Origin of the sequence: Agrobacterium sp. a22-2 (genome assembly GCF_012276985.1) — a bacterium.
GTDB lineage: Bacteria > Pseudomonadota > Alphaproteobacteria > Rhizobiales > Rhizobiaceae > Allorhizobium.
This window is the reverse complement of sequence record NZ_JAAXMM010000001.1, coordinates 99,700-121,991: the sequence shown is the minus strand read 5'-3', so window position 1 is coordinate 121,991 and position 22,292 is coordinate 99,700. Positions and strand designations below refer to the sequence as shown.

The 22,292-nt window shown below is 59.2% G+C and carries 25 protein-coding genes and 1 pseudogene; 20 read left to right on the top strand and 6 right to left on the bottom strand.

Translation table 11 applies throughout. The annotated features are described in order from the left end of the window. Nucleotides 1-11: 11 nt before the first annotated feature. From HFC70_RS00600 to HFC70_RS00585, 4 genes are all read left to right on the top strand, one after another. Complete coding sequence (locus HFC70_RS00600; protein ID WP_168471258.1) at nucleotides 12-398, top strand: hypothetical protein; 387 nt, start codon at nucleotides 12-14, stop codon at nucleotides 396-398. 268 nt (nucleotides 399-666) lie between these two features. Next, nucleotides 667-2,358: a flagellar basal-body MS-ring/collar protein FliF gene (gene fliF / locus HFC70_RS00595; protein ID WP_168471257.1), complete on the top strand. Its 1,692-nt coding sequence runs from the start codon at nucleotides 667-669 to the stop codon at nucleotides 2,356-2,358. Nucleotides 2,359-2,634: 276 nt separating this feature from the next. After that, nucleotides 2,635-3,381 (top strand): helix-turn-helix transcriptional regulator, encoded by a 747-nt coding sequence (locus tag HFC70_RS00590; RefSeq protein WP_168471256.1) that lies wholly within the window; start codon nucleotides 2,635-2,637, stop codon nucleotides 3,379-3,381. 11 nt (nucleotides 3,382-3,392) lie between these two features. Beyond that, complete coding sequence (locus HFC70_RS00585) at nucleotides 3,393-4,142, top strand: response regulator transcription factor (protein WP_168471255.1); 750 nt, start codon at nucleotides 3,393-3,395, stop codon at nucleotides 4,140-4,142. A gap of 48 nt (nucleotides 4,143-4,190) precedes the next feature. Here the strand turns inward: HFC70_RS00585 and HFC70_RS00580 are convergent, their stop codons facing one another. From HFC70_RS00580 to motA, 6 genes are all read right to left on the bottom strand, one after another. Further along, nucleotides 4,191-4,631, bottom strand: coding sequence for a hypothetical protein (locus tag HFC70_RS00580; RefSeq protein ID WP_168471254.1), 441 nt, complete (start codon nucleotides 4,629-4,631; stop codon nucleotides 4,191-4,193). Between the two features lie 5 nt (nucleotides 4,632-4,636). Further along, nucleotides 4,637-5,719 carry a flagellar biosynthesis protein FlhB gene (gene flhB, locus HFC70_RS00575; protein ID WP_168471253.1) on the bottom strand — a complete coding sequence of 361 codons (1,083 nt, stop codon included), beginning with the start codon at nucleotides 5,717-5,719 and terminating at the stop codon, nucleotides 4,637-4,639. Nucleotides 5,720-6,065: 346 nt separating this feature from the next. Next, nucleotides 6,066-7,100, bottom strand: coding sequence for a flagellar motor switch protein FliG (gene fliG, locus HFC70_RS00570; RefSeq protein WP_168471252.1), 1,035 nt, complete (start codon nucleotides 7,098-7,100; stop codon nucleotides 6,066-6,068). Nucleotides 7,101-7,129: 29 nt separating this feature from the next. Next, nucleotides 7,130-7,711 (bottom strand): flagellar motor switch protein FliN, encoded by a 582-nt coding sequence (gene fliN / locus HFC70_RS00565; RefSeq protein ID WP_168471251.1) that lies wholly within the window; start codon nucleotides 7,709-7,711, stop codon nucleotides 7,130-7,132. Between the two features lie 66 nt (nucleotides 7,712-7,777). Next, a complete protein-coding gene (locus HFC70_RS00560; RefSeq protein WP_168471250.1) occupies nucleotides 7,778-8,725 on the bottom strand; it encodes a FliM/FliN family flagellar motor switch protein in 948 nt (315 codons plus the stop codon). 2 nt (nucleotides 8,726-8,727) lie between these two features. Next, nucleotides 8,728-9,600 carry a flagellar motor stator protein MotA gene (gene motA, locus HFC70_RS00555; protein ID WP_168471249.1) on the bottom strand — a complete coding sequence of 291 codons (873 nt, stop codon included), beginning with the start codon at nucleotides 9,598-9,600 and terminating at the stop codon, nucleotides 8,728-8,730. A gap of 182 nt (nucleotides 9,601-9,782) precedes the next feature. Between motA and HFC70_RS00550 the strand changes: the two genes are divergently transcribed. The 16 genes and pseudogenes from HFC70_RS00550 (at nucleotide 9,783) to HFC70_RS00475 (ending at nucleotide 22,016) form a co-directional block, all read left to right on the top strand. Next, nucleotides 9,783-10,562, top strand: a complete 780-nt coding sequence (locus HFC70_RS00550) for a DUF1217 domain-containing protein (RefSeq protein WP_168471248.1) — start codon at nucleotides 9,783-9,785, stop codon at nucleotides 10,560-10,562. Nucleotide 10,563: 1 nt separating this feature from the next. Beyond that, on the top strand, nucleotides 10,564-11,298 hold the full coding sequence (gene flgF / locus HFC70_RS00545; protein ID WP_168471247.1) for a flagellar basal-body rod protein FlgF: 735 nt from the start codon (nucleotides 10,564-10,566) through the stop codon (nucleotides 11,296-11,298). Between the two features lie 17 nt (nucleotides 11,299-11,315). After that, complete coding sequence (gene fliI / locus HFC70_RS00540; RefSeq protein ID WP_168471246.1) at nucleotides 11,316-12,710, top strand: flagellar protein export ATPase FliI; 1,395 nt, start codon at nucleotides 11,316-11,318, stop codon at nucleotides 12,708-12,710. A gap of 2 nt (nucleotides 12,711-12,712) precedes the next feature. Continuing rightward, nucleotides 12,713-13,273, top strand: coding sequence for a flagellar protein (locus HFC70_RS00535; RefSeq protein ID WP_168471245.1), 561 nt, complete (start codon nucleotides 12,713-12,715; stop codon nucleotides 13,271-13,273). A gap of 72 nt (nucleotides 13,274-13,345) precedes the next feature. Further along, nucleotides 13,346-13,735 carry a flagellar basal body rod protein FlgB gene (gene flgB, locus HFC70_RS00530; protein WP_168471244.1) on the top strand — a complete coding sequence of 130 codons (390 nt, stop codon included), beginning with the start codon at nucleotides 13,346-13,348 and terminating at the stop codon, nucleotides 13,733-13,735. Between the two features lie 3 nt (nucleotides 13,736-13,738). Further along, the gene (flgC, locus tag HFC70_RS00525) at nucleotides 13,739-14,158 is read left to right on the top strand and encodes a flagellar basal body rod protein FlgC (protein ID WP_168471243.1); all 420 of its coding nucleotides are present in this window, start codon (nucleotides 13,739-13,741) and stop codon (nucleotides 14,156-14,158) included. Next, nucleotides 14,155-14,493, top strand: coding sequence for a flagellar hook-basal body complex protein FliE (locus HFC70_RS00520; RefSeq protein WP_168471242.1), 339 nt, complete (start codon nucleotides 14,155-14,157; stop codon nucleotides 14,491-14,493). Before flgC ends, HFC70_RS00520 begins: the two co-directional genes overlap by 4 nt. Nucleotides 14,494-14,512: 19 nt before the next feature. After that, nucleotides 14,513-15,301: a flagellar basal-body rod protein FlgG gene (gene flgG, locus HFC70_RS00515; protein WP_168471241.1), complete on the top strand. Its 789-nt coding sequence runs from the start codon at nucleotides 14,513-14,515 to the stop codon at nucleotides 15,299-15,301. A gap of 22 nt (nucleotides 15,302-15,323) precedes the next feature. Next, nucleotides 15,324-15,806 (top strand): flagellar basal body P-ring formation chaperone FlgA, encoded by a 483-nt coding sequence (gene flgA / locus HFC70_RS00510; RefSeq protein ID WP_168471732.1) that lies wholly within the window; start codon nucleotides 15,324-15,326, stop codon nucleotides 15,804-15,806. Between the two features lie 80 nt (nucleotides 15,807-15,886). Beyond that, nucleotides 15,887-16,924 (top strand): annotated as a pseudogene (locus HFC70_RS00505) (flagellar basal body P-ring protein FlgI); the annotation flags it as partial. Beyond that, nucleotides 16,921-17,454, top strand: coding sequence for a MotE family protein (locus HFC70_RS00500; protein ID WP_168471240.1), 534 nt, complete (start codon nucleotides 16,921-16,923; stop codon nucleotides 17,452-17,454). The pseudogene HFC70_RS00505 and the gene HFC70_RS00500, both read left to right, overlap by 4 nt. After that, nucleotides 17,451-18,164, top strand: coding sequence for a flagellar basal body L-ring protein FlgH (gene flgH, locus HFC70_RS00495; protein WP_168471239.1), 714 nt, complete (start codon nucleotides 17,451-17,453; stop codon nucleotides 18,162-18,164). The genes HFC70_RS00500 and flgH overlap by 4 nt, the downstream gene beginning before the upstream one ends. A 40-nt stretch (nucleotides 18,165-18,204) precedes the next feature. Continuing rightward, on the top strand, nucleotides 18,205-18,723 hold the full coding sequence (locus tag HFC70_RS00490; RefSeq protein WP_168471238.1) for a flagellar basal body-associated FliL family protein: 519 nt from the start codon (nucleotides 18,205-18,207) through the stop codon (nucleotides 18,721-18,723). Then, nucleotides 18,720-19,457: a flagellar type III secretion system pore protein FliP gene (fliP, locus tag HFC70_RS00485; RefSeq protein ID WP_168471237.1), complete on the top strand. Its 738-nt coding sequence runs from the start codon at nucleotides 18,720-18,722 to the stop codon at nucleotides 19,455-19,457. The genes HFC70_RS00490 and fliP overlap by 4 nt, the downstream gene beginning before the upstream one ends. A 327-nt stretch (nucleotides 19,458-19,784) precedes the next feature. Further along, entirely contained in the window at nucleotides 19,785-20,744 is a 960-nt protein-coding gene (locus tag HFC70_RS00480; RefSeq protein WP_168471236.1) for a flagellin, read from the top strand. Between the two features lie 312 nt (nucleotides 20,745-21,056). After that, nucleotides 21,057-22,016 (top strand): flagellin, encoded by a 960-nt coding sequence (locus tag HFC70_RS00475; protein ID WP_168471235.1) that lies wholly within the window; start codon nucleotides 21,057-21,059, stop codon nucleotides 22,014-22,016. The last annotated feature ends 276 nt before the right edge of the window (nucleotides 22,017-22,292 follow it).

Sequence of the window (22,292 nt, the reverse complement as noted above, 5' to 3'; positions counted from 1 at the left end):
TAGGAATCTTCATGCATACCGAAAAGAAGACAGAGACTGTTCTGGAAGAGGCTCTGCCGGAAATCTTGATGCGGATTGTCTCCGAGCTGCATGACGTGGCCTATCTGATCGAACGGATAGAGCCGCAGATGCTGGAACTGGGCGGCGTCAACGTCCTGGAATCGCCTGACAGCGTCAAGGTCCTGCAGGGCATTGATCTGGCGGTCCAGAAGACGCGCGGCATCGCGGAATTCATCGACACCATTACCGGCACCATTCCCAATGAATGGGTGGTGGACCTCAGCACTGCCATCAGCCTGGTGAAACTTGCCGACATGCAGAAGGCGTTGGGCTCAGGTCTGCGCCATGGCCATTCGCAGCCGCTTGGCAAGGCCGCCGGAGACTTCGACTTCTTCTAGAGCACGCAGCCCGAAGGCCGCTACCGGCTCCGGGACAATGACATGCGGCAAGACAAACAGATAAAGTGTACGACGGATCGGATCTGAACGATCCCGACACGCGTTAGACGCATACCCTCCAAGGTTCTTCCCATCGTTTCATGTCACGCATTGCACCCGCTATTGCACCGGTCGCTTGCGTGCGACGAAACGCTCGCACAAGTTTCGCCTCGTAGTGTCTGGCCAAGGGCAAATGCCGCAACCACTTCGATCGACGGTGTGAGACAGAATGAATCTGTTTAATCAATTACTTCAAGTTTTTAAAAACTTGGCATCCCTGGGGCAAGGTCGCCTCATGGCCCTGGCGGGTGTCGGTGTCTTATCCGTGGCGTTGATCATCGGCGCCGCGCTTCTTGTCAACAAGCCCGCCTATGAGACCCTCTATGTCGGTCTCGAAACCACCGATCTCAATCAGATCAGCATTGCCCTTGCCGAAGCCAGCATCGATTTCGAAGTCGGCAGCGATGGCCAGAGCATTCAGGTTGCGGCCGGCATGACCGGCAAGGCCCGCTTGCTGCTGGCCGAACGTGGCCTGCCCAACAGCGCCAATGCCGGCTATGAGCTTTTCGATAATGTCGGCTCGCTCGGACTAACCTCCTTCATGCAGGAAGTTACAAGGGTTCGCGCCCTTGAAGGCGAAGTTGCCCGCACCATTCAGCAGATCGCCGGCATTGCCGCGGCGCGTGTCCACATCGTCATGCCCGACGTCGGCAATTTCCGGCGCGGCGACCAGAAGCCGACGGCTTCCGTCATGATCCGCGCCAGCACGACCACCGGGCGCAAGGCATCCGCCTCCATCCGCCATCTGGTCGCGGCCTCGGTGCCGGGCCTTGATGTCGACGATGTCACCATCCTCGATTCGACCGGCCAGTTGCTGGCGTCCGGCGACGAGACCGGCGGTGCGGCCAACAAGTCGCTTGGCGTCGTCCAGTCTGTGCAGCAGGAAATCGAATCCAACATCGACAAGGCGCTGGCGCCTTTTCTCGGCATGGACAATTTCCGCTCGAGCGTCACGGCCCAGCTCAACACAGATACCCAGCAGATCCAGGAGACGATCTACGATCCGGAATCGCGCGTCGAGCGCTCCGTCCGTGTGACCAAGGAAGCGCAAAAATCCATGCAGAAGATGCAGGATACCGCCGCGACCGTGGAACAGAACATTCCCCAGGGCGATCCGCAAGGCACCGGCGCAGGTCCGGAATCTTCCGACGAGGCGGACAAGAAGGAAGAGCAGACCAACTACGAAATCAATAGCAAGACGGTCGCAACGGTCAGCAACAGCTATAAGGTCGAGAAGATCTCGGTCGCCGTGGTCGTCAACAAGGGTCGCGTTGCCAAGATGGTCGGCGAACCGGTCGACCAGGCCAAGATCGACGCCTATCTGGCCGAGATGCAGAAGATCGTCACGTCGGCTGCGGGCCTCGATACCGGCCGCGGCGACATGATCACTCTGACGGCCATGGACTTCCTTGAGAACCAGCTTCTGGAAGAATCGGCAGCCGGTCCCGGTGTCATGGACATGCTGAGCCGCAATCTGGCCGGCATTATCAACTCGCTTGCCTTTGTCGGCGTGGCGTTCCTGATCGTCTGGATGGGCATCCGCCCGATGGTCAGATCCATCAACGGCTCGTCCTCCTCGGCGCTTGCCACCGGCGAAACGGCTGCAGGCCTCGAGCTTCCGGATTTCTCGCCTGGCATGCCCGGCATGGATGGTGCAGGCGGCGGCCTTATGGATGGCTTCGGTTCAGACTTCGGTTTCGACAGCACCGACGACATGCTGTCGCTGGACGACGATCCGAACGGCGGATTCAACCGCCGCGTCAAGGAAGGCCCCGAGCGGCGCCTGGCGCGGATGGTCGAAATCAGCGAAGAGCGCGCTGCCAAGATCCTTCGCAAATGGGCTGTGGACAAAGCCGCCTGATCAGACACCCCGACAGACCCGAACGCCGTGCCTTGCGCACGGCGTTTTCGTTAGCGCAGCGGGCTTTCGGCGGAGCGATTCGCGGTGATTCACGGATGCATGTTGGTGGCCAGCCCCCAAAGCTAGTTATGGCATTTGCCTATTTATCTCTTACAATGGAACCATGATTCGTCGGTATGCGCGGATCGCCAGACTGAGCTGAAGGAATAGGCGGCTTCCGACAGTTCATGGCGTTTATTGAGGACTGGCCGTTTCGTCCCGGAAAGGGGGAAACAAATGGACGCTGAGCTGTTGCAAGCAAGTGTCGGAAACAAGAAGCAGTCCGTGTTCCCCTCCGGCGATAGCGCCAAGGGCGCATCTGCGGAACAGCTGATTGGCAAATTGTCGACGGTGGCCGGATCGGGCAATATTCAGGCTGCCTTGCGAATTTTGACGAGCTATTCCGGTGCGTCGTATTTTCTTCTGGCCCGTTACGACCTGGTTCAGGAGCAGGGGCTGGACTTCGTCGTTTCGGCAAACTGGCCTTTCGATCTCGTGCGCAGGCTTGAGGTGGAACTGGCCGCGGCCTATTCCCGCACGACGGAACTGGAGAAGTGTCTCTCCCTCCTGCAGCCCAAGTTCGCTCTTCTGCCTGATGACGTGGATGTGCCTCCCGGTGCCAGCCGGCAATATTGTTCGCTGATGTTCAATGTCGGGCGCACCAGGCTGTCGTTGATGCTGCTCTTGCCGGACGGTTTTGTCCTGTCGCCGGAGCGGCTGCGCGAGGTAGGGCTACTGGCGGGCTATTGTGTCAGCCTCTCGTCCAGCAAAGGGCAGAAGACCGACCGTGATTTCGAATTGACCGAGCGGGAACTGGAATGCCTGTTCTGGATCGCGGAAGGCAAGACCAGTGACGAGATCGCCATGATCCTTGGAATCTCACGCAATACCATCAACAACTACATCACCAGTGTGATGCGCAAGACAGCCACAAAGACCCGCTCCGAAGCCATTGCCTATGCAGTGCGCAACAATCTCGTATGAAGGATCTTCCCATGGCCTATTCCGGGGGCTTTTCCGATGGTGGCGTGGGGGATTTCCAGTCGAGCCGTACGCGCCTGGCTGCCAGCCGCCCGGACATCTTCCCCAAGCTCGTTGCCATGCAGAAGACGATCAACGCCAAGAGCTTCGCGGTGCTGCGGGTCAGCGGCGCCGGCCTTCCCGGCAAGCGCAAGCTCTATTGCGAGATGGAAAACTGGGGTCCGGCCCACACCTCCTATTGCGAGGCCTTCGTCGCCAGCTATGGCGACAGGCTGCTGACCCATATCGATGCGTCGCTTCTGCCGCTGGTCTGGAATGCCCGCGACGACAGCAGCTTTACGGAAGCCTCCGATTTCACGGCCTTCGTCGTCCGCCTGGCGCCCGGTCCCCTGCCGTTCTCGGGCATTGCCTTTCCGGTCCGTCTCGGCGCCGTCGGCAATGGCTACATGGTTTTCACCACGACGGGCGGCATGGACGTTCCGGGTGAAATGATTCTTGATATGCATAGCCGCAGCTGCAAGCTGATGATGGATATTCTCTCGCTCACCGAGCGCCGCGCCGCGCCATCCGAATCGCTCAGCGATCGGGAGATCGCCTGCCTTCAGCTGGCAGGCGACGGCCGCATCAGCGAGGAAATCGCCGAGAAGCTCGGCCTGTCCGTGCATACGGTCAATGCCTATCTCGGCTCCGCGACGATCAAGCTTGATTCGGTCAATCGCATCCAGGCGATCGCCAAGGCGATCCGCCTCGGCTACATCAACTGAATTTGGAAGGGGCCGCCTGGCTCCAGGAAAACCTGTTGTCAAACGGTCTCAGCCGTAGGACGGGGCAGGGCGGCTTTTCACGAAGCGTGCATCGCGCAGGCTCTGTTCCAGGAATCGCGTGTTCTCGTCGGGATTGCTCGACGGTTTCTGGAATGAGATATGGTTGATTTCGATGCCTGCCAGCTCGTTCGTCAACGTCAGTTGTGCATAGACGGTGACATCTTTCGGCTTGATTTCCAGGTCGAGCACGACCTCCGGCACGCCGCCCCAGTCAAGACGGTAATCACCGCCCGCCCCGAAATTCACGGTGCCTGGATGAAAATAAAGCTCGGCCGCGGATGATACGAGATCCGCAATATTGCCGAAGAATTCGAATCGCAGAAGGGAAATCAGGTCCGCCGCATCCAGGAGCCTGAGCTCCGTGGCGACAGGGCTGATGGCCTCGGCGACGATCTTCTCACGTTGGCTTGTGTAGGGGCATTTCTTCATAATGCTTAGCGTATCCGTTTGTTCTTTTTGGCCTGCGAGGCGTAAACCCGGTGAACGAGTTCCGCTACGGCCTTATAAAATACTGACGGAATGACACTATCCACCGAGACTTGCGCAAACATGGAGCGCGCCAGCGGCGGATCCTCGAAAATCGGTATGTTGTTTTCCCGGGCAAGTTCGCGAATTTTCAACGCAATGATGTCCTGGCCCTTTGCCACGACGATTGGCGCATCGCCTTCCTCGCGCACATACCGCAACGCTATGGCATAATGGGTGGGATTGGTGATCACCAGCGTGGCGCGAGGCACATTGCTGATCATCCGGCGGCGAGCCCGGTCGCGCGCGATCGAACGCTGGCGCGCCTTGATGATCGGGTCGCCCTGGGCTTGCTTGAACTCCTCCTTCACCTCCTGCTTCGTCATGCGCAGCTGTTCGTACCAATGATAGCGGGTCCATGCGACGTCGATGATCGCCAGCAGTGCCGTGGCAAACAGGATGATGATGATGATCTGTTTCATGATCGCCGCAAGCTTCACGAAGATGACCTGCGGATCGGAAAACATCGCATCAAGCGTGGCGAAATACTGGCCCCGCATGGTGAAGATGATCACGGCGGAGACGATGACGATCTTGAACGCCGACTTTGCGAACTCGATCATCCCCGTTTTGCTGAACAGGCGCTCCCATCCCTTCATCGGCGAGATGCGGTTGATCTGCGGCCTTATCCTCTCCAGCACGAAACTCGGCATGTTCTGGGCGACGGAAGATATGACGCCCAGCGACATGAACAGCAGCATGGCCGGCAGCAGCAGCGCGCTTGCCTCCCATCCCAGATGAATGAACAGCGAGATCACATCCGTGCCAGTCGCAATGCTCCACTGGTCGGGTTGCTCGAAAAGATCCCGCAGGGTTTCGCCCATACGGGCGATCCCTTTGGGCAGGAAGAAGACGAAGTAGATGTAGAGAGCCAATGCGGACGCAAAGATCGGCGCTTCGCGTGAAGAGGGCAGGTTGCCTTTCTCGGCCGCGTCCCGAAGCTTTTTACTGGTCGGGTCTTCTGTTTTGCTGTCTTTATCGTCGTCAGACAAGGCCCGATCCGTTCGTTGCGGTCATCCGTCGAGGTAGAAAGCCCTTCGGGCCTGCTGCCATGTTCCGTCCATCGGATCGACACTTGCCAAGGCGGCCGGACGCGCGGTGATCGAGATATCGACGTCAAGGACGGCCATACGCGTCGGGCACGGCCGCATCATCAAGATACCCCCGGGCGTTCCCGCATTCAATCGTCGCAATTGGTGGGGCCAGGGTTTTCAACAGTGCATGCGGATAGATTGCAGCGGTAGGGCAGCTGGCAATCGAAGCGGCCGCCTGTGCCACCTCTGGTCTGCAGAAACCGAACCATGCGGACGTGAGTGGCCCGCATGGTTGACGTCAGGCTCAGGCGGCCTTTTCGGCCTCGGATTCCTTGAGCTGAATCTGGCCGGCATTGGCGAGGCGAATGGCCTCCTGGGCGACCGCCCGCCGGGCAATCGCGATTTCGCGCGGGTTGATGCCGACGGTGCCGGCCTGCAGATCCGATTCGATCATGCGGCGTTGACGCGGGCTGATCGCCGACAGGACACATTCGCGGATCTCCACCGAGGCGCCACGCAGCGCCATGGTGAGAATATCGGCGGAGATGTCGTTGAGCAGCATGACGCGGCTGCGCTGCGGCATCGACAGCAGATCCTCGAACAGGAAGATCTTCGGACGAACCTTGTTGACCGCTTCCTTGCTGATCGTCTCCAGCGAGCTGAGCAAGGTGTCGACCTGGGGCTTGTCCAGCTCGTTCATCAGTTCGGCCACCTTGTTGGTGCCGACAGAATTGCGATCGGTGTCGATTTCCTGGATCAGTTCGATGACCCGGTTCTCGATGATCTGGGCCGCTTTGGAACTGACGTTCTTCAGGTTCACCGTCCGGTTCATGATATCGGCCCGCCGGCTCTCCGGCAGGGTGAACAGCACTTTGGCGCCGAATGCGGACGGGATCATGGACAGGATATAAGCAACTGTCTGCGGATGTTCGCGCATCAGGAACTTGCCGATGAATTCCGGATCGGCATCCTGCAGGCGATCCCAGATCGAAGCCTCATAGGCCTGGAATGCAGTACGACGGCCGAGCAGGCCGTCGACTTCTTCCGGCGTGAGGCCTTCTTCGAGAATGCTCTCGATGGCCTTGGCATTGTCCATCAGGCCGGCGCCCTCGGTGAACAGGTCCTCAAATTCGCCGACGAGAACAGCCAGTTCGTCCGGCGGAATGGTGCGCAGTGTCTGGGCCGAGGCAATGATCGTCTGCAATTCGTTCTGGGTGAAATACTTCAGCAGCTTGCCGGCAACGCCCTTGCCCATGGCAAGAAGAACCGCAGCGGCCTTGTCCGCCTGGCTCAGGGGCTTTCCTGCAATGGGACCGCCGAAATCATCAAAGTCCATCATGGTCTTTCCCCTCCGGCCCTAGAATTGGGTCAGGATGTCTTGGTGCTCATCACTTCGATCAGTTTGACACCGAACCGGGTGTCGTCGTTTTCAAGCACGGTGATTTCGCCTTTGGCAATCCGCCGGCCATTCACCATGATTTCAACCGGTTCGCCGATTTTCTTGTCCAGCGCAATGATTGCGCCTTCCTCGAGATTCATCAAGCCCGAGACCTGCATGCGGCTGCTGCCGAGAACGATCTGGACATCGATCGGGATATCCATGATCAGATCGAGATTGGCGTTCAGCGCGCTGCCGAGGCCGGCCGTCTGGCCGCCCGTGTCGGAAAAGCCGCCACCGAACGACGTGTCGCCGAAGGAACCGGTATCCATCGATGGGCTACCGCCGCCAAAATCGGAATCAAAGCTCGCCATGCCGGGTGCATCGCTGCTGCCGGCACCGAAGTCGCCGCCGAGGTCCGAACCGAAGTCACCGCCGAGATCCGGCAAGGTTCCGTCGCTGTCGCTTTTCAGGACGCCGCGCAGATCGTCGATCGCCTGGTCGAAATCGGCATCGCTCGCCGGCATCGCCAGTGCATCGTCATCGGTCACAGGTGTTTTTTTCGTAGCCATGAAATCACTATTCCCGTTGAAACTTGCCTCAACCTGCCTTGCCGTGCCGGCGGCAGGATAAAGGTCTTACCCCATCAAATGTCTAAGTATCTCGTCTTCGGAACTGATGTTTGATTTAACGCGAACCGTGTAGTGCTCGCCGGCCCGGCCGAATTCGCATGCATACATGTCCTTGCCGTTCGCGCTGACGTCGACGGTGACGTCGCCATGATCGCGGAACGGAATGACATCGCCGACGGCAAGCTTGGAGACCGTCAGCAGCGAGATCGGCTGCAGCCGGACCTTGGCCTCCAACGTGATCTGCGAGCGACGAACCTGTTCGGCCAGCTGATCCGACCACTCCTTGTGGTTCTTCGACAATTGGCTCTTGGATCGGGGAGCGGTCACCTTGGTCTTGAGCAATGCCTTTTGCGGAATGATCAGGACAAATTCGGATGTCACCGTGCCGAGCGTGATGTTCATCCGGATTGCGGCGCCGAATTCGTCAATATGGTCGGGTTCGGGCTTGGGACGATCTTCCGCATTGTGCGGCCGCTCGGGGATGACTTCAAAGCCGCCCGTCGCGTTCACGCCGGAGCGCAGAACATTGGCAATCCGGTCGAACACCATGACGGCCAGATCGAGTTCGATGCGCGACAGCGGGCGCTGGATCGGTTGTTCGATGGTTTCCGGCATGGCGCCCAGCAGGTTTTCCATCAGGGTGATGACGAAGCCGTTGCCGCAAGCCAGGACGAAATTCTGGCTCCAGTTGCGCAGGGACGCATCGACCAGCACGAAATCGTCGCCCAGATCGGCGATCAGGTCGTTCATCAGGCCCGCGCTGTGACGGTTGTAGCTGACTTCGATCGCCAGTCCCGTCTCGCTGTGGAAGACGTCGGGCAGGAATTCGCTGTAGAGGTGGCCAAAATCGGCCGCCAGCTTCTCTACCGTCTTTTTGTCGCCGAGAGCGCCGGTCAGCTTTGCAAGCAGGGCGTGATCGATGGGGGTCGCGGGCTTTGTCTGTGTATCTGTCATGATCAAGCCGCCTTGTTCTCGCCACCTGGGTTCATCATTTCCTGCTCGACCGCGTCAATCGACGGACGCTCATAGGAGGAAATCGTCTTGCGGCCGTATTCCAACGCAACTTGCGGGACAGAGCCGTTCATGTAGGCAAGCAGGGTCTGCTTGACGATGATGTAGAGGCGGTGCTGCTTGGTACGAACCACCTTGATCTGCGAGACCAGCGGATTGCAGACCGAATAGGACAGGATGATGCCGAGCATGGTGCCGACGAGGGCGGCGCCGATCAGCGCGCCCAGAACTTCCGGCGATTCGTTGATCTTGCCCATGGCCTTGATGACGCCGAGCACCGCCGCAACGATACCGATGGCCGGGAAGCTGTCGCCCATGATGGTGATGGCATTGTACGGCTTCATCTTGTCGTAGTGGATGGTGTTGATTTCTTCGTCCATCAGCGCCTCGATCTCGTGGCTACGGGCATTGCCGATGATGATCAGACGGACATAGTCGCAGATGAAGGCCGTCAACTCCTTGTTCTTCAGGACCGACGGCGCTGCCTGGAAGATCGAGGACTCCTCGGGATTGTCGATATGCGCTTCGATCTCGTTGCGCGATTTCGTTCTGAGGTCGCGCATCAGAGAATAAAGGACGCCGAGCACATCCAGATAGTGCCGTTCCTTGGGAACCGCGTTCTTGAAGGCCTCGGCAAGCGCTTTGCCGGAGTCTTTCACGACCTTCATCGGATTGGCCATGATGAAACCGCCGATGCCGGCACCGCCGATAATCATGAGCTCGTAGGGCTGAATAAGCACGTCGATATGGCCACCCATGGCCATAAAACCTCCGAGGATACAGCCGATAGTGATCACAAATCCGATGATAATATTCATTTCGCGCCTGCATCTGAACGTTGCTTTTCAGATGAAGCGATAAGGTTGCTTCCTTGCGTGAGGCTGATGGTCGGGCTCTTCATGAATTGTCAACCTACAGACAGCTTCGCGCAAGCCATTTGGGACAATAACAGCGATAACGGACGCTATTCCCGCTTGTCCCATCCTGGAGGTAAACGACCGTGACGACAACCTATACAAGCTATCAGATGATTGCCAAGGACCTGCCGAGCTCGCTTGAACGCGTATCGCAGAAGCCGGATGTCGTACGCGAAACCGAATACTATCTCTCCAAGATCGGCGATGTGAAATCCGTCGACGATTTCATGGCCGATACGCGTCTTTATAATTATGCGCTGAAGGCGCACGGTCTCGAAGACATGGCCTATGCCAAGGCCTTCATCCGCAAGGTGCTGACCGAGGGTGTGACCGACGACGAGGCCTTTGCCAAGCAACTGACGGATCCCCGATATGCGGACCTGGCCACGGCACTGAATTTTGCCGCCTATGACACGGCCGCCACCTCCTTCGACCGGGCGCAAAAGGGCGTCGTCGACAAATATATGCGCCAGACCCTCGAGGAAGACGCCGGCGCCGACAACAATGGTGTGCGGCTCGCGCTTTATTTTGAGCGCATGGCGCCCGAAGTGACGTCGACCATGGATATTCTGGCCGATGGCGCCCTGGCTCAGGTCGTTCGTACCGCCTTTCAATTGCCGATGGAGGTTGCCGCCTCCGATATCGACAAGCAGGCGGCCTATCTCGAAAAGCTCTTCGACGTCGAGGACTTCAAGGACCCCGAGAAGCTCGGCACCTTTCTCGAGCGCTTTACGGCGCTCTGGGAGCTGGAAAACCCATCCAACAACTATGACCCGCTGGCCGTTTTCGGCTCCTCGGCCGGGCACGGCATTTCCGCCGATTTGTTGATCTCTATAAACTCCCTGAAACTCGGAGGCAGTTGACGTGCAATCTGGAATGTATGTTTCTCTGTCGTCACAGATTGCCCTCGAGCGGCGACTGACGACAATCGCAGACAATATGGCGAACATAAACACGGTCGGTTTCCGTTCGACCGAGGTCAAGTTCGATCAGGTGCTGAGCAAGACCCAGAACGACATGAATGCCAAGATCGCCTTCGTGTCCCAGGGCAATGACTATCTCAATACCGCATCCGGGCAGTTGGAGCAGTCCGGCAATCCCCTCGATTTCGCGGTCAAGGGCGACGCCTGGTTCGCCATCGATACGCCCGCTGGTCAGGTCCTGACCCGCGATGGCCGTTTCACCATGAAGGAAACCGGCGAACTGGTCTCGCTGCAGGGTTATCCCGTCCTTGACGCTGGCGGTGCGCCGATCCAACTCAACCGGGCCGGCGGCCCGCCGTCCGTTGGCGCTGACGGCGGCATCATGCAGGATGATCGCCAGGTCGCAACGCTCGGCTTGTTTACCGCCGATATCAGCAAGGGCTTCATCCGCCACGACAATAGCGGTGTGATCACCACCGACCGGCCGCAGCCGGTGGTGGACGATTCGTCGATCGGCGTCATCCAGGGTTATCTCGAGCAGTCCAATGTCAACGGCATCGGTGAGATGACGCAACTGATCCAGGTCAATCGTGCTTTCGAGAGCATTTCCTCCCTGATCCAGGAAGGCGAGACATCTCTCAGCGAGGCAATCAAGACGCTCGGCGGAAGCCGATAGGCTGAGGACGAAGACCGATGGCCACAGAGTTTCAAGTCGATATCGCTCCGAACACAAAGCTGGCGCAGCTGGCAGGATTGACGACGCGCTATGCCAATCCGGATTATTCCGTGACTCATGGCGGCCATGTCCGCACCATCGCGGCCGGCCACTACACCGTGACCGGTCTGTCTCGCCATCTGCATCTCGGCGATTTCGTCGCCCATCGCAGCGCGACCGGCATTCATCTGGGCGAGGTCGTACGGGTCGAGCCCGAGTTGGTCTATGTCTGCCCCATCGAGCCTGGCGAACCGATCGGCGTGCACGACGTGGTCATTCGCAAGGGCGCTTTTCGCATCGCGCCGGATGCCAGCTGGTGCGGCCGCACGATCAACGCTTTGGGCGAGCCGATCGATGGCCGCGGCCCCCTCACATCAGGACCTGAACGCCGGTCGATTTCCAATTCGGCGCCGCCATCCATGGCGCGCCGTCGCGTTGAAAAGGGATTCCGCACCGGCGTGCGGGCCATCGATATCTTTTCTCCGCTCTGCTTCGGCCAGCGTCTCGGCATCTTCGCCGGCTCCGGCGTAGGCAAGTCGACCCTGCTGTCGATGCTGGCGCGCGCCGATGCCTTTGACAAGGTGGTGATTGCGCTGGTCGGCGAACGCGGCCGTGAAGTGCGCGAGTTTATCGAGGATACGCTCGGCCCCAACATGGCCAAGGCCGTGGCGGTTGTTGCCACCAGTGACGAAAGCCCGATGCTGCGCAAGATGGCGCCGCTGGCCGCCATGACCATTGCCGAGCATTTCCGCGACAAAGGCGAAAACGTCCTGTTCATCGTCGACAGCATCACCCGTTTTGCCCATGCCATTCGCGAAGTGGCCACGGCCGCCGGCGAGCCGCCGATTGCCCGCGGATACCCGGCGTCGGTCTTCACCGAATTGCCGCGGCTGCTGGAACGGGCTGGCCCGGGCGAGGAGGGGGCAGGGACCATCACGGCGATCATCTCCATTCTCGTCGATGGCGACAACCACAACGACCCGATCGCCGACTCGACTCGCGGTATTCTCGACGGCCATATCGTGCTCGATCGAAGCCTGGCGGACGAGGGGCGATATCCGCCGATCAATCCGCTGACCTCGATCTCGCGTCTGGCGCGCAAGGCCTGGACGCCGGAGCAGGAAAAACTGGTCTCGCGCCTGAAGACGTTGATCCATCGTTTTGAAGAAACGCGGGATCTGCGGCTGATCGGCGGTTACCGCGCCGGCAGTGATCCGGATCTCGACATGGCGATCAAGCAGGTTCCCCTCATCTACGAGGTGCTGAAGCAGACGCCGAGCGATCGCGCGGCTGTGGACGCCTATGCCGATCTGGCCGGCGCCCTGAAGGCAGCAGCCGGCCAGCCTGGTACCACCGGAAAACTAAGAGGATGACCGTGACCGATTTTGATGCCGACGAAAAAGTGCCGCCGTTGAAGCAGCCTTTTCGCAAGCCGTCCCTGCTGACTGATCGCGTCCTCGCCGCGACCGGCGTGGCACTTGCCTGCGCCGCGGCTTTCTTCCCCTGGTATGTCTTCTTCAACGAAGAGAAATTCGGCATGCGGGTGACGGCGATCGATCACACGCGCGACCTGCCGGAAGGTCCCGGCCGAAACGTGTTCAGCGTTTCGCCGCTGGCCATGGTCGACAAGGACGACAATGGTCCCAAGTCGCCCCCGCAGGATCTGGATTCCCTGGTTACCGCGACGGTGTCGAAGCTGGGCGAAGAGACAAAGGCAGGCGACGCTCTGGATGAAATCCAGCCGTTCCCCGGTCGCGGTGGTTTCCGTCTGCTGCATGTCGCCAATGGCCGTGCGCTGATCGAGGACGGCTCGGCCATGTTCATGGTTCGCGTCGGCTCGATCCTGCCCGACAACAGCCGTGTCGCGACCCTTGAACAGCGTGATGGGAAATGGGTCATCGTGACGTCTGCAGGTGAAATCTACGAACACGAGTGAAGACAACTTTCTCCGTAAGTCCCACGCAAGATTAGCCCCATAGGCTTTAGGCAGTAAAACGGAGAGAACCCTATGGACCCGATCCAGCTTTTTGACTTGGCATCCCGGCAGGCCGAATGGCTTTCCGTGCGTCAGGAAGTTGTCGCCGGCAACATTGCCAACGCGAACACGCCGAAATTTCTGGCCAAGGATATCACCCCCTTCGATGCTGTCCTCGACGAGACCCGTTCTGTGCGCATGGCCAAGACCCACCCGGGCCATATGTCGACCAGTTCGCTGAGCGACGACGTGGAAGTGAAGGAAGCCAAGCTCAACAACGAGATCGGCGTTCAGGAGTCCGGCAACTCCGTCGCTCTTGCCGAGGAGCTCACCAAGACTGGTGAGATCCAGCGTCAGTACACTCTCAACACCAACCTGGTCAGTTCCTTCCATCGCATGATGCTGATGACCGTAAGGAAGTAAGTTATGGATCCGTTGACATCCGCCCTGAAGATCGCCGGTAGCGGGCTTGAAGTTCAGTCCACGCGCCTGCGCATCGTCTCCGAAAACATCGCCAATGCGCGCTCGACCGGCGATACGCCCGGCGCGGATCCCTACCGCCGCAAGACTGTGACCTTCGGTTCCGAACTCGACAAGGCCAGCGGTGCCACACTGGTTGAGGTTGAAAAGCTTGGCTTCGATGCCTCCGACTTTGTCGAGGAATACGATCCGGGCAATCCCGCCGCGGACGAGAAGGGCTTCGTCAAGCTGCCGAACGTGAACATTCTGATCGAGATGTCAGACATGCGCGAAGCCAATCGCAGCTATGAAGCCAATCTGCAAAGCGTCAAGCAGACGCGTGATCTCATCGCTTCGACCATCGATCTTCTGAAGGCCTCCCAATGATAGATTCAATCAATAGCGTAAGTTCGTTGTCCTTGACCAAGGGCCTTGAAGGCCTGTCGACCGAGACGGTGGACACCGGCCTGCAGACGGGTGCGGCGACCCCCGGCACGTCGACCGGAATGAGCTTTGCAAGCGTGCTCGGCGACATGGCCACCCAGGCGATGGACAATATCAAGCAGGCCGAAGTCTCGTCCTTCGAAGGGATCAAGGGAACGGCGAACACCCGCGAAGTGGTGGACGCAGTTCTCGCGGCCGAGCAGTCTCTCCAGACCGCGATAGCGCTGCGCGACAAGATCGTCTCGGCCTATCTCGAAGTCAGCAAGATGCAAATTTAACGGATTTGAGGACGAACATATGAGAGCGCTCGCTATCGCAGCCACCGGCATGGACGCCCAGCAGACAAATCTGGAAGTGATTGCCAACAACATCGCCAATATCAACACGACCGGCTACAAGCGGGCCCGTGCCGAATTCTCGGATCTGTTGTACCAGACGGAAAAGACCCAAGGCGTGCCCAACCGGGCAAACCAGGCGATCGTGCCCGAGGGTGCGAATATCGGTCTCGGTGTTCAGACGGCGGCCGTCCGTAACATCCATCTGCAGGGCGAACTGACCCAGACCGAAAACGAGCTCGACATGGCGCTTGTCGGGCGCGGCTGGTTCCAGATCGAATCCGCCGACGGCACGACGCAGTATACCCGCGCCGGCGCCTTCAACACCAATGCCGACGGCCAGCTGGTCACCATCGACGGCTATGCGGTGGTGCCGGGCATCACCGTTCCCGACGATGCCAGCGAACTGGAGGTCAGCCGTACCGGCGTCGTGTCGGCGCGCCTCGGCAACGACACCGACCTAACCGAAATCGGCCAGCTGACGATCGCCAATTTCGTCAACGAGGCAGGCCTGAAGCCGCTCGGCGACAACCTGTTCGGCGAGACCGCGGCTTCCGGCGAGCCGATTGTCGCCGCGCCGGAAGATCCGGGCTTCGCCTACATCAAGCAGGGTTACCTCGAATCGTCGAACGTCGATTCCGTGAAGGAAATCACCGATCTGATCTCCGCCCAGCGCGCCTACGAAATGAACTCGAAGGTCATTACCACGGCTGACGAGATGGCGCAGATCGTCAGTAAGAACCTGAAGTAAGCCACGGGAAAGGGCAAACATGATGTTTCGCCGCATCACAGGATCGAAGAGAATACCGGTGGTCCTTGCGACCGTTGCCCTGGCGCTTGGCGCCGGGGCCGATGTCATTGCCGCAGAAAGCGGTTATGCGGTCGTCCCCACCGAGATCATCTATCCCGGCGAGACAGTGTCCGCCCACCAGCTTGAGGAAGTCGCCATCACCAACCCGAATCTGGCCGGCGGTTATGCCGGCTCGATCGCCGAGGTGGTCGGCATGATATCCAAGCGAACGCTGCTTCCGGGCCGCACCATCCCCGTTTCGGGATTGCGCGAGCCTTTCGCGGTCAAGCGTGGCTCCAATCTTCGTCTGACATTCACGATCGGGCCGATGACGATTTCGGCCGCCGGCAGCCCGTTGCAGGACGCCGCGATCGGCGACGTCATAAAGGTACGCAATCTGGATTCCGGCGTAATCGTCAGCGGTACGGTGATGGCTGACGGAACCGTGCAGGTGATGGCAAAATGAGTACAATGCGTTTTCTGATAACTGTGCTGATGGGGCTCGCCATCGGGTTTGGGCCTGCCGGCAGCGGCTTGGCGGCAAACTCGCGCATCAAGGATATCGCCTCGTTGCAGGCCGGCCGCGACAACCAGCTGATCGGTTACGGTCTGGTCGTGGGCCTGCAGGCGACCGGCGACAGCCTTCGCTCGTCGCCCTTCACCGAGCAGTCGATGCGCGCCATGCTGCAGAACCTCGGTATCTCGACCCAGGGCGGACAGTCCAACGCCAAGAACACCGCCGCCGTCATGGTAACGGCTACCCTGCCGCCATTTGCGAGCCCAGGCAGTCGGATCGATGCGTCGGTCAGTTCGCTTGGCGACGCGACGTCGCTACGCGGCGGCACGCTGATCATGACCTCCCTCTCGGGCGCCGACGGACAGATCTATGCGGTCGCACAGGGTTCCATCATCGTTTCCGGCTTTTCGGCGCAAGGGCAGGCAGGCAGCATCACCGAAGGCGTGACGACCTCCGGCCGGGTACCCAATGGCGCGATCGTCGAACGGGAACTGCCGTCGAAATTCAAGGATGGGGTCAATCTGGTCCTGCAGCTGCGCAATCCCGACTTCTCCACCGCCATGGGCATCGCCGAGCGGATCAACGGTTATGCCGCCGCCAATTTCGGCGGCCCGATCGCCGAGGCCCGCGATTCCCAGGAGGTCGTCGTCCAGAAGCCGAGAACGGCCGATCTGGCCCGACTGATGGCGGATATCGAAAACCTCGTCGTCGCGACCGATACGCCGGCCAAGGTGGTCATCAACGAGCGTACCGGCACGATCGTCATCGGCGCTGATGTCCGCGTGTCCAAGGTGGCCGTCAGTTACGGCACCTTGACGGTTCAGGTCACGGAAACACCGCAGGTCATCCAGCCGCAACCGTTCTCCCGCGGCGAAACGGCCATTCAGCCGCAGACCGATATCCTGGCCCAGACGGAAGGCGGCAATGTCGCGATCGTCGAAGGCCCGGATCTGCGCACCCTTGTGACCGGTCTCAACAATATCGGCGTCAAGCCGGATGGCATCATCGCCATCCTGCAAGGCATCAAATCGGCCGGCGCCCTTCAAGCGGAGCTTGTACTGCAATGATTGCTCGACCCCGCGCTCCGGCATCTGCTCACCTGGTCCGGCTGGCCTTTGTCGCCGGCTCCCTTCTGCTGGCCTCGGTATCCGGCAGCCATGCCCAGGAAAAATCGCCGCTCGACTCCATCACCCAGGACGAAATCCAGAAATTCTGCACCAGCATTGCCGATCCGGCCCGCGATCAGCGCTATCTTCTGCAGAAGCAGGATCTGGAAAAGCTGCAGGCCGACGTCGACAGCCGCATCGCCATCCTGGAGGAGCGCAAGGCTGAATACGAGGACTGGCTCAAGCGCCGCAACGATTTCCTGGTGCAGGCCGAAGCCAGCCTGGTGGAAATCTACAAGAAGATGAAGGCCGATGCCGCTGCGCCGCAGCTGGAGGAAGTCAATGTCGGGCTTGCCGCTGCGATCCTGATGAAGCTGCCGCCCCGGCAGTCAAGCCTCATCCTGAGCGAAATGGACGCCGAGAAGGCGGGTGCTGTGGCATCCATCATGTCGAGCGCCGCTGATCCCACTACATCGAAAGATCCGTCATGACCAAGCGTTTTACAGTCTTCCTCGCGGTCGCATTCCTGGCGGGTTGCGAAAGCCAGACCGTCAAGGAGATCGGCAACGCACCGTCGATGAGCCCGATCGGCAGCGGACTGCGCTATAGCCAGACGCCGCAGATGGCGCTTTATCCCAAGCAGCCGCGACAGATTGCCAGCGGCTATTCGCTCTGGAGCGATTCGCAGGCGGCCCTGTTCAAGGATTCGCGCGCCCTCAATGTCGGCGACATCCTGACGGTCAATATCCAGATCAACGACAAGGCGACCTTCGATAACGAGACCGATCGCAGCCGCACCAACTCGAGCGGCATCACCTGGTCGACGGCCGCCGATCTGTTCGGCTGGTCGCCGCCGGAGACGACGGGTGATCTCAGCTCGGGCTCCGACACCAGCAGCGAAGGCAAGGGATCGATCAGCCGATCGGAGAAATTGACCCTGCTGGTCGCCGCCGTCGTGACGGGCATTCTGGAAAACGGCAATCTGCTGATCAGCGCCTCCCAGGAAGTGCGGGTCAATCATGAACTTCGCATCTTGAACGTTGCCGGTATCGTCCGGCCGCAGGATGTGGATGCCGACAACACGATCTCATACGAACGCATCGCAGAGGCTCGCATATCCTATGGCGGCCGCGGCCGTCTGACCGAGGTGCAGCAGCCTCCGGTCGGGCAGCAGGTTGTCGATCTGTTCTCGCCGATCTGATGCCGGCAGAGCTTTTGAAAACGAACGGCGGTTAGGGACCATGCAAGAAGCCGAAGCCAATGAAGGTGGGAAGAAAAAATCTTCGCTGATCCTGTTGATTGCAGCGATCGCCGGTCTGACGGTTCTGGGCGGCGGCGGCGGCTGGGTGGTCGGCATGCTGATCGCCCCGAAGATCCAGTCCGCCGAAGCGGACGCTGCGGCCACCGAGGCCGCGGCTGCAGGCGCCCATGGCGCCGGTACGGAAGAAGAGGGCCTGCCGCATATCTCGACCGAGGCGAACGGCGTTGTCCAGCTGGAGCCCATCACCACCAATCTTGCCTATCCCTCGGAAAGCTGGATCCGGCTGGAAGTGGCGCTTTTGTTCAATGGGCCGGCGGACGTGACGATGTCCGAAAGCATCCACCAGGATATTATGGCCTACATGCGCACGGTCTCGCTGCAGCAGGTCGAGGGCCCCCGCGGCTTTCAATATTTGAAGGAAGACATCCAGGAGCGTGTTGACCTTCGATCCGAAGGGCGCGTATCGAGAGTGATGTTCAGGACATTTGTGATCGAATGATTCGATACCTCATCTTGCTTGCTGCCATGATGGCGGTGCCGGAAATTGCTCACGCGCAGCAGTTTCCGACCGATATCCTGAACACGCCGATCGACGGCTCCGTTGCAGCCTGGATCATCCGGACCTTCGGGTTGCTGACCATTCTGTCAGTGGCTCCCGGTATCCTGATCATGGTGACGAGCTTTCCGCGCTTCATCATCGCCTTTTCCATTCTGCGCTCCGGCATGGGTCTGGCCAGTACGCCGTCCAATATGATTCTGGTGAGCCTGGCGCTGTTCATGACCTTCTACGTGATGACGCCCACCATGGACGCGGCCTGGCGCGATGGCGTTCAGCCCTTGCTCGACAACCAGTTGACGGAAGCCCAGGCGGTCGAGCGCATCGCCGAGCCGTTCAGAACCTTCATGACGGCCAACACCCGCGACAAGGATCTGCGTCTGTTCATCGATATCGCCAGCGAACGCGGACAGACGCCCGTGGTCGACCAGAAGGTCGACTACCGTGTCCTGGTTCCCGCCTTCATGCTGTCGGAAATCCGCCGCGGCTTCGAGATCGGTTTTCTGATCATCCTGCCGTTCCTGGTCATCGACATGATCGTCGCGACGATCACCATGGCGATGGGCATGATGATGTTGCCGCCGACTTCGATCTCGCTGCCCTTCAAGGTTCTGTTCTTCGTGCTGATCGATGGCTGGAACCTGCTGGTCGGCAGTCTCGTCCGCTCCTTCGCCTGACCCCTCCGAAGATCTGCCGGCCGTCTCGCCGCTCGCAAACCAGTTCCGCACTTTTGGGTGCCGGAAGGGCCATTTTGCGTCGATATTTGTGATATTATAAACCATTTTATTCAAATTTGACGCATCTGGCCTCTCTTTAAGGGCCAATTGCGCATTTAATGAATTCTTCACCATTTGCCTTCAGGCGGTGTTAAAGTCCTTGCTGTCATTTAGCTCTCAGAGGCGAATTAATTTCAGCATTAGTTAATTGACATGATGTCGATCGCCTCTTCCGGTAGCAAATCCGGCATGTCCCTCTCTCGTATCTTGTAATCAAGGGACAATCCTATGACCAGCATCATGACAAACTCTGCAGCGCTGTCCGCACTCGACACGCTTCGTTCGATCAACAAGAGCCTTGACACGACCCAGGGCCGGGTTTCTTCCGGCTACCGCGTCGACTCCGCATCGGACAACGCCGCCTACTGGTCGATCGCCACCACCATGCGTTCGGACAACAAGGCACTCGGCGCCGTCCAGGACGCCCTCGGCCTCGGCGCTGCCAAGACCGATACCGCCTACACCGGCATGGAAGCCGCCATCGACGTCGTTTCCGAAATCAAGGCCAAGCTCGTTGCCGCTCGCGAACCGGGTGTTGACAGGGACAAGATCAACAAGGAACTGACCGAACTGAAGTCGCAGCTCGCCTCGGTTGCCGAATCGGCATCGTTCAACGGCGAAAATTGGCTTTACAACGACTCCACGGTTGCCGTCGGCACCAAGGAAATGGTCGGTTCCTTCGTTCGTGACTCGGAAGGCAATGTTTCTGTCGAAACCCTGTCCTTCGACGCCTCGACGTCTGTCCTGATCGACGACAACGACGCCAGCCTGGGTCTTCTGACCAAGGACTACTCGGTCTCGGTTGCCACCGGCACGACCACCACGACGGTAACCTACTTCCTGATCACCTCGGCCGGCTCGGCTGCGTCTGGTACGGTTGTTGAACTGTCTGACTCGAGCACGGACTTCGAAGTCGAAGGCATGATCAGCGCCGTCGACGCCATGTTGGACGACATGACGGACGCCGCAGCGACCCTTGGTGCCACCAAGAGCCGCATCGACATGCAGGATGAGTTCGTCGCCGACCTCATGGACGTGATCGACACCGGGGTGGGCCGACTGGTCGATGCCGACATGAACGAGGAATCGACGAAGCTCAAAGCCCTGCAGACCCAGCAGCAGCTCGGTATCCAGGCGCTGTCGATCGCCAACTCCAACTCCGAAAACATCCTGTCGCTGTTCCGTTAATCGGACACGCCATAGCCGCCTGATCGAAAGGCGGAGTTTTCAGGCAGTCGCGCCCTCCTGGGCGCGGCTGTTTTTTTGTTTTTTTCAATCAAGCCAGGGCTTTTAGGGCAGTCGAACGGCATTTATCCGAAATATTCGCTTTTTCATTTCAAGCTTTAGTGTCTGTTAACCTTAATGAGGTTGAATGAGGACATCAAAACGACGGATTAACCAGTTGTAAACAAAGGTTAATTGCATGACGCGTGCTGTCGTTGCCGGTATCACAATCCGGTATGTCCCTTCCAAATTTCCTGTCAACAAGGGGCAGTACCTATGACGAGTATTATGACGAACAATGCTGCAATTGCAGCTCTTGACACCCTCCGCTCCATCAACGCCTCCATGGATACCACGCAGTCGCGTGTTTCCTCCGGTTACCGCGTTGAAGACGCATCGGACAACGCCGCCTACTGGTCGATCGCCACCACCATGCGTTCGGACAACAAGGCACTCGGCGCCGTTCAGGACGCCCTCGGCCTCGGCGCTGCCAAGGTCGACACAGCCTATACCGGTATGGAAGCCTCCATTGACGTCGTTTCCGAAATCAAGGCCAAGCTCGTTGCCGCTCGCGAGCCGGGCGTTGACAAGGATAAGATCAACAAGGAACTGACCGAACTCAAGGCACAGCTCGGCTCGATTGCCGAATCGGCCTCCTTCTCCGGTGAGAACTGGCTCTACAATGACTCCACGGTTGCCATCGGCACCAAGGAAATGGTCGGCTCCTTCGTTCGCGATTCTTCCGACAACGTATCGGTCGAAGTCTTGTCGTTCGACGCCTCGACGTCTGTCCTGATCGACGACAACGACGCCAGCCTGGGTCTTCTGACCAAGGACTACTCGGTCTCGGTTGCCACCGGCACGACCACCACGACGGTAACCTACTTCCTGATCACCTCGGCCGGCTCGGCTGCGTCTGGTACGGTTGTTGAACTGTCTGACTCGACCACGGACTTCGAAGTCGAGGGCATGATCAGCGCCGTCGACGCCATGCTGCTCGATATGACCGATGCCGGTGCAACGCTTGGTGCCACCAAGAGCCGCATCGACATGCAGGGCGAATTCGTCGCCGACCTCATGGACGTGATCGACACCGGCGTAGGCCGACTGGTCGATGCCGACATGAACGAGGAATCGACGAAGCTGAAAGCGCTTCAGACCCAGCAGCAGCTCGGCATCCAGTCGCTATCGATTGCCAACTCCAACTCCGAAAACATCCTGTCGCTGTTCCGCTAAGGGACGGTGGCGTTCGGGAGGCGCTTCGGCGCGTCCCGAACGGGTTGAAAAAAGACGCCGCGGTCCCAAGGATCGCGGCGTCTTTTTTTGCAAAATGCCGCGCCTTCATTTTTTCTCAATTGTTATTAACGAAAGCCATCCGGCGTTTAGTATTCATTAACCATAATGGTGTTTTCTGTGCCTATCGAAACGGCGGGCCGATGACCAAAGTCATCCGATAGGCGGGCATGAAGCTGACCTCCGTTGCCGGTATAAAACCCGGTATGTCCCTTCCAA